At 61.3% G+C, this 6,980-nt stretch carries 5 protein-coding genes and 2 pseudogenes; 3 read left to right on the plus strand and 4 right to left on the minus strand.

Features of this window, described 5'->3' with window-relative positions; genetic code table 11:
• Positions 1–245, minus strand: a pseudogene (locus NCR35_RS27055) (cytochrome c oxidase subunit II); the annotation flags it as partial.
• A gap of 29 nt (positions 246–274) precedes the next feature.
• Positions 275–934, minus strand: coding sequence for a DUF4396 domain-containing protein (locus tag NCR35_RS27060; protein ID WP_250537000.1), 660 nt, complete (start codon positions 932–934; stop codon positions 275–277).
• Positions 935–1,265: 331 nt separating this feature from the next.
• On the opposite strand from NCR35_RS27060, the pseudogene NCR35_RS27065 reads away from it, so the two are divergent.
• From NCR35_RS27065 to NCR35_RS27075, 3 genes and pseudogenes are all read left to right on the plus strand, one after another.
• Positions 1,266–1,563, plus strand: a pseudogene (locus tag NCR35_RS27065) (MarR family transcriptional regulator); the annotation flags it as partial.
• A 711-nt stretch (positions 1,564–2,274) separates the two neighbouring features.
• Positions 2,275–3,276, plus strand: a complete 1,002-nt coding sequence (locus NCR35_RS27070; RefSeq protein WP_250537001.1) for an SDR family oxidoreductase — start codon at positions 2,275–2,277, stop codon at positions 3,274–3,276.
• Complete coding sequence (locus NCR35_RS27075; protein WP_250537002.1) at positions 3,273–5,048, plus strand: glycoside hydrolase family 15 protein; 1,776 nt, start codon at positions 3,273–3,275, stop codon at positions 5,046–5,048. Before NCR35_RS27070 ends, NCR35_RS27075 begins: the two co-directional genes overlap by 4 nt.
• A 552-nt stretch (positions 5,049–5,600) precedes the next feature.
• Here the strand turns inward: NCR35_RS27075 and NCR35_RS27080 are convergent.
• Together NCR35_RS27080 and NCR35_RS27085 are read right to left on the minus strand one after the other, a co-directional pair.
• The gene (locus NCR35_RS27080) at positions 5,601–5,975 is read right to left on the minus strand and encodes a sensory rhodopsin transducer (RefSeq protein WP_250537003.1); all 375 of its coding nucleotides are present in this window, start codon (positions 5,973–5,975) and stop codon (positions 5,601–5,603) included.
• A gap of 804 nt (positions 5,976–6,779) precedes the next feature.
• Positions 6,780–6,980, minus strand: a 201-nt coding sequence (locus NCR35_RS27085; protein WP_250537004.1) for a hypothetical protein, incomplete at its 5' end; no start/stop codon positions are given.

A 6,980-nucleotide genomic window follows, 5' to 3' on the forward strand; every position in this document is an offset into this window, starting at 1 on the left:
TTCTTGCGGTGACGGAAGGTCGCAATCAGCAGCATCACCGCGATGATGATGCACACAAGACTGCATATCGCCGTCAGCACCCAATCGAGATGCAGGACGGGATGCGCCGCGGGTCCCTTGCTGTGAAGGAAATAGGCAAGCGGCGTCGGTCCGCTCGTGAGTGAATCGGATGTGTCGGGCGCTGCCTCGTTCGCAAATGCCGTGATCTGACGAAGCGAGACCGCGAGCGCCAGCCCCGTTCGCAAGATAGATACGAAAAACCGACGCACACAGATCACATCTTCTCCTTGATGCCTCGCCGGATGAGCCAGTAGTTGACCGGGTATGTCGTCAGGAAGCCCGCCACCATCGCAAGTTGCATGCGCACCCAGTACGCCGAATCAGTCGGCTCGAGCGGCGTGGCAAGCTTCGCGAAAGCGATCATCACGCCGAACATGCCCACCTCGTACGCAACGAGAGAGAGCGTGTCCGCCTTGACTGCGGCGATCACGCCATCGCGCAAGCCAAGGCCTCGCATAGGCGCTATCGAGAAATATTGGAACGCGACTCCGATCAAGTAAGCCAACGCGAACGCCAGCGCGAGCCGTCCTCCCAACTCCGATCCGGCGATGCTAAAAGCAAGCAAAAACGCGAGCCATTCGCCAATGAAATCCCCCAACGCACACCCTGCGCCGCAATGCGTGGCGCCGAGGAACGTCGCCTGCCACATCGGCGCTCCATGTCCCTGCCCGCTGGGCGTAGCGCGCCCGAACCAGAAGTAAAAGACTAGCCCTGCTGGGCCCCAGTAAAGCATCGTGAGCGGCCACACCACCGACATGATGACCATCGGTTGGCGGTGCCCCGCGACCACGATGTCGAATGCGACGGCGCAAGCAGAAAGCACCGATAATGCAAGCCACACCTGTGCAAAACCAATCGTCCAGTGTGCCGCCATCTAAGTTCTCCGCAACATTCGTAGGCGACGCACTTTAGGAGCAGCCGCGTCCTAGTCCGCTGTCCACATCTTTCCGCGCCAACAGCAAGGCGCATTCCCCGTAAGACCTAAGTGCCGCAGCGGCACGAACCGATTGAAGAGCGGTACTCGACGTCGATTGTCCGACCTGCCGATTTTTATCACACTGTGCGCTTTTCAACTGCGATTGCAAGAAATACCCGGCGCTGCGCGACCTGAGCGCGGCTTATTCGGCTGCTCATCTGCTACTATTGTCGCCACGCCCCCAAACGATGTGCTCAACACCAACTGGACAGTCCGGCCCCGCGCAAAAATGAAGCAACGGAACTATCGTAGCGCCAAAGAATTGCCAAGCAAGACGGATCTCGAGTCGCTTTCAAATTTCCGCTATGAGCTAAGGAAGTTCCTGCGCTATTCCGAGGAAATCACTCACGCCGCCGGGGTCACGACGCTACAGTATCAATTGCTATTGCACGTTCGCGGCATACCAGAGCGCACTTGGGCAACTGTCGGCGAACTCGCGGAACGACTGCAGGCTGCTCCGAACGGCACGGCTGCCCTGGTGAGCCGATGCGAACGAGCAGGGCTCGTTGTTCGCAAACCGGGCGCCATAGTCGCGGACGTAACAGATTCATTCCTTCCGGTGCCTCGTTGAAGCGGCGGGCGTCTACCGTTCGATGCCTGACTATTTTCGTCGGTTAGCCGCCATCAATCCACGCGCACCTTGCTATAGCTCAGCCGTGTGGGTCCGCGTAAGTGCTGCAGACGTGAGATCTCTGTCTCAATGCGCACCACCGAGATGATCGAACCACACTCTCGCCCACGGCAGCGCAGCAGCACCGCTGCCTCCAGCGGTGCTGCTGAGCTGTATGCGGCACCCGGCGCCGCCGCGCATACCCGCTCTTGACCTAAACAGAACGGCCGGCACCGCGGCAATTCGGTAAGAGGCTAAGTACATTTCGGAAAAGCACGCGCGCGTCTCGATGAAACGATGGAAGCCACGCCTCTGCGTCACGAAGTCACCCTCGATTCCCCCAGACGCCAAGCCGCCCATGTTGGCGTTGGGATCATTGGCGCGAATTCCGGCACTGCACAAGCGCCGTAGGAACGCCATCGGGCAACGACACTCCGGGCCGACCCAGAGCGGCGCGGTGCGAAAGCGGTGGGCAGGTCGAACGCTTTGCGACAAGCAAACAGGCAGACTGTGACATACTTCATCGCAGGCGTGTGCGCACGGTGGCAGGGCCTGACCTTGGCACGCGCAGTGCAAGGCCGCCTGGGCGTTGTTCTTGACAGCGATGGTCGCTAACTAGGAGGCACAAATGCCAAAGCTAGTTGTAATCACAGGCGCGGGTGCCGGTGTGGGTCGCGCGACCGTGGACGAATTCGCGCGTCACGGCTGGGACGTTGCCCTCCTATCGCGCGAAGCCTCCCGGCTGGAGCGAGCGGCGTCGCAAGTTCGCGAGACGTATGGCGTACGCACGATGGCCATCCCTACCGATGTCGCGGACGCTCAAGCCGTCGACCGAGCAGCATCGCATGTCGAAGAGACGCTAGGTCCAATCGATGTTTGGGTAAATGTAGCGATGGCCACGGCCTTCGCTACGGTTTCCGAGCTCACCGCACAGGAGGTCGAGCGCGGCACGAGGGTCACCTACCTCGGGCAAGTCCACGGAATGATGGCCGCGCTTTCGCGGATGCGCACGCGCAACCGTGGCACTATTGTGAACGTCGGCTCCGCGCTGGGCTACCGCTCGGTGCCACTGCAATCGGTGTACTGCGGTGCGAAGTTCGCAATTCGCGGCTTCACGGACTCGCTTCGCTCGGAGATCATCCATGATCGACTGAAGGTCCACCTGACGATGGTCGTTCTGCCCGCCGTGAACACGCCGCAGTTCGATTGGGCGCTCAACAAGATGGGCAAGCGTGCGCGGCCCGTCGCGCCGATCTTCGAGCCCGAGGTCGCTGCGCGCGCCATCTACTTCGCCGCAACCCATCGCCGGCGTGAAGTCTGGGTGGGCTTCTCGAGCGTTAAGGCGATCCTCGCAAACCGCATTGCGCCCAAGCTCATCGACCGCTATCTGGCGCGCTCAGGCTACAGTGGTCAGCTAACCGACGAACCGTTGCCGGCGGAAGCACCGAGCAATCTATTTCATCCCGTCCCCGGCGACTACGGGGCTCACGGACGTTTCGACGAAGAGGCACGGCCACGCAGCGTGGAGATGTTCACCGATCGCCACCGCGCGCTCTTCTGGGGACTGGCGGGCATCGGCATGATCAGCCTGGTCGGGTCGCTCGCTAAACGGCGGAGCGGGCTGCGGTGAGCCGGCGCATCGAGGACTATGCGCTGCTCGGCGACGGTCAGACCGCCGCGCTCGTGAGCCGCGATGGCTCCATCGACTGGCTGTGCTGGCCGCGCTTCGACGCCGATGCGTGTTTCGCAGCCCTGCTCGGCACGTCCGAGAACGGGTGCTGGTCGCTCACACCCGCCGGCGTCATAGAGCGACAGACGCGGCGGTATCAGGACGACACGCTCGTCTTGGAGACGGAGTATGAAATGCGCGACGGCGCTGTTCGCGTGATCGACTTCATGCCGGTGGGCGAAGCCGCGAGTTCGGTGATACGCATCGTCATCGGGCTGCGGGGCGTCGCGCAGGTGAACATGCTGCTTCGACTGCGCTTCAACTATGGCGCGCTGTGCCCTTGGAGCGAACCGATCGACGGTGGGATACAGTCCTGCATCGGGCCTGACCGGGTCGTGCTGCGTACGGATATCGCACTGACCATGGACAACGGCGCGGCCGAAGCGTCGTTCGCCGTGCGGGCCGGTCAAACCGTCACCTTCGTGATGAGCTATGGCGCGGCGCACGAGGCGCCACCACCGGCCGTCGATGCGCAAGCGGCGCTGCACAAGACGCAGGACTTCTGGCGCGACTGGATTAGCCGTTTTGATGACAGCAGGACCGCATGGCCCGCCGCCGTAAGGCGCTCTCTGCTCACGCTGAGGGCGCTGACGCACGGTCGCACCGGCGCGATCGTCGCCGCGCCCACGACCTCTTTGCCCGAGGCGCCAGGCGGCCAATTGAACTGGGATTACCGTTACGGCTGGCTGCGCGATACGAGCTTCGCGACGGTCGCTCTTCTGAACGCGGGCTTCAACGAAGAAGCAAACGCATTGCGCGATTGGCTCTTGCGTTCGATAGGCGCGTCGCCCGACCATATTCGCATCATGTATCGCGTCGATGGGGGGCGTCACCTCTACGAATGGACGGTGGACTGGCTGCCAGGCCACCGATATGCATTGCCCGTCCGAGTTGGAAACGCGGCGGCCGGGCAGCATCAGGTCGATGTCCTCGGAGAGATCATCGACTGCCTCGACGTCGGGCGCCGGGGCGGGCTCGCGGCCGCGAACAACCAGGACCTCGTCGAGACGCGCATCGTCGAGCACCTGCAACGGGTCTGGAACACGCCGGGATCAGGCATTTGGGAATCCCGGTCGACTCCGCGGCACTACACGTATTCACGCGTCATGGCGTGGGTCGCCCTTGATCGATATACAAGTAGCCGGTCCGCAGATGCCGCTTGCTGCCCCCTCGTCCAACGCCTGGCGTCTCTGCGGGAAACGATCCGCGAGGAAGTCTATCGCGAGGCATGGAACGAGGGCCTAGGCAGCTTCACACGGTATTACGGCGCCGAAGAGCTTGACGCTAGCCTGCTTCTCATGCCGCTAGTGGGCTTTCTGCCAGCGGATGAACCCCGCATGGCATCGACGATTGACAGCATTCGCCGCGAGTTGAGTGAAGATGGACTCATCAGGCGCCAAAAGAAGCGAGGGGAAGGGCCGAACGAAGGGACTTTTCTGGCGTGCTCGTGCTGGATGGCCGATTGCCTCCAGATGCAGGGACGCACTGACGAGGCGCGCCAGCAGTTCGAGCGCGTTCTTGCGGTCGCAAACGAACTCGGACTGCTTTCCGAGCAGTACAGCGCTGAGCGGAAAGAGCTGACAGGCAACTTCCCGCAGGCGCTGACTCATCTTGCTGTCATCACGACGGCGCTGGGCCTGTGCGGCCCGACGCTACAACGCGGAGGCGGCTGACGCGGGACAGGCTTTTAGGGGCATACGTCGGCGCGAGGCGATGTTGTCAACTAGGGTGCATCGAACCGTCGCTCCGCGACCGCCTTACCGGAAGTGTCTTTCACCTTCGTCTTCCATTGCTTTTCTTCCTCGCATTTCCAGACCGCGCCTGCAGCGGCCGCCTAAATAGCCAGGGACGTACATGACGAGCACAGTCAAAGAGTCGGCACCCATGTGCAGCCCCTTGCGCTTGGGCTGCCTAGCCTCGACGGCTTTCCCTGGCTCCACGTTGCGCTCCGAGGGACTTCGTCCTAAATAACGTGCAATCAACGTGGTCGGCGTTGCTCACAGGCCTTCCCACGAGAACTGCAGCTCATCCAGCGTCTTGTCGACTTTCGCACACTGCCGCTCGCGCTATCACCCTCCCCGGCAGTCGGCTCACCGGCGGGTTGCGCACATGCCGTTGTGGCCGAACCCGCTCGGCCGGTGCAACGAGCGCGCAGCAACGGCGCAGCAGCAAGCGCACCACGAAGCACGCTCGCCTATCGCCCAACCGCGGTCCCGCAAGACGCGTCAGTCGCTGCCGAACGCAACGGTCGTTACCAGCGCCAACTCAGACTGTCGAGAGTCCAGGCGCGTATGCTGAATAACGACCGGAACATCCGACTCAAAGTAGCTGGCATACTCAGTCCCGACCGGTATCGCTTCGGGCTCGCGAAGATCGTTGAAGCGCATGTGCAATGTCCGCATCGCTGGCACGATGATGTGGTAAGGACCAGCCGGGGCACGGTCCTTGAAGAATATGTGCAGTTCGATGTGAGCGTCGTCATCGCCCGTGTTGAGGATGCACGCCGCTTCATGACTCACCAAGTCGGGCGCGTCGGCGTTGCTGTATGGGGGTAGATACCCCTCAGCGATCGCCCACGCCCTTTTTCCTAATGCCTTCATAAGTCCTCCGCCAAGTATCGATTCAAAGTCTAGGGCCGGCTCCAAAAGCCTCGCGTGAGCGCCGCCGCCGGTTTGGTCGCCCCGACACGACGCCTTTTGTCGTGTGCTATTGCTATGGACCGTCGCCGCAACCGACCGGCTGACTGGCACGAGCTTTCTTGTGGGATTTCGCGAGCGCACCTGCCTAGTTATCGTCAGTGTTTCTAGGCAAGGCCTCAGCTGAAAAGAGCCAATGCAGCGGCCAACCGATGCGCAAAAGTCTGCGCGTCTGTAACGGCTCGCCAGCAGACGTCGTACGAACTACCGTGCCCCTGCAACGGCATTCCGTCCATACATCTCGACGACGGCCGTTATCCGCTCGTCTCGGCTTTTGAAAGTTGGCATCAGTCTCGCAAACGCTGCTGCACAAGCAGGGACGGACTAAACCGCCTCCTCCGCTATTTCGGCAGTTCCTTTTTGAGGTCGTTCAAGACGACGTTACCTGCAAAAATAGCCTCGTCGCGACGTCGGGAATTCTAATGAGAGCTCCCACTCCGGCACTGGAGACGATTGCTCAGGAGAGTGTTCAGCTTCCAGCGGATCGGTACATCTATTGAAACTCCGTGGCGAGGCCCAAGTCGCCCATCAGGAAACGAAGCGCCATCGCTATGGAGAAAAACGTCATCGGCCAGAGTAGCCAGAAGGTAGCCGACTGGAACGTTGTAAAGCTAAAACGATGCCATATGCAGCCAGAATATTCTGTCGTTAACCGCATCGCCTTAAGAAGCCGCACGTTGTGCCACGTGCGACTTTCTCCCTGCTTGTTCAAGACAGTAAAAAACCGCCCAAGCCGCACAGCCCCATCAGATCGGCATGCTGGTCTAATACAGAAAAGGCGCCGCTTACTGCCCTCAAAATAGCCGCCTGTCCCTCGGCCAGCTCGGGAGGGTGTTGCCTTTCGCCGTAAAGGAGCCGGGTGTTTTCGGCGTAATGGCGCCAGCGAAGGGCGCCTGATTCGGGGCTCGA

The sequence above is a fragment of the Caballeronia sp. AZ10_KS36 genome, assembly GCF_023631105.1.
Lineage (GTDB): Bacteria > Pseudomonadota > Gammaproteobacteria > Burkholderiales > Burkholderiaceae > Caballeronia.

Coding starts and splice junctions, on each gene's coding strand:
- NCR35_RS27080 (WP_250537003.1), bottom strand. CDS start 5,975: ATGAAGGCATTAGGAAAAAGGGCGTGGGCGATCGCTGAGGGGTATCTA.
- NCR35_RS27060 (WP_250537000.1), bottom strand. CDS start 934: ATGGCGGCACACTGGACGATTGGTTTTGCACAGGTGTGGCTTGCATTA.
- NCR35_RS27070 (WP_250537001.1), top strand. CDS start 2,275: ATGCCAAAGCTAGTTGTAATCACAGGCGCGGGTGCCGGTGTGGGTCGC.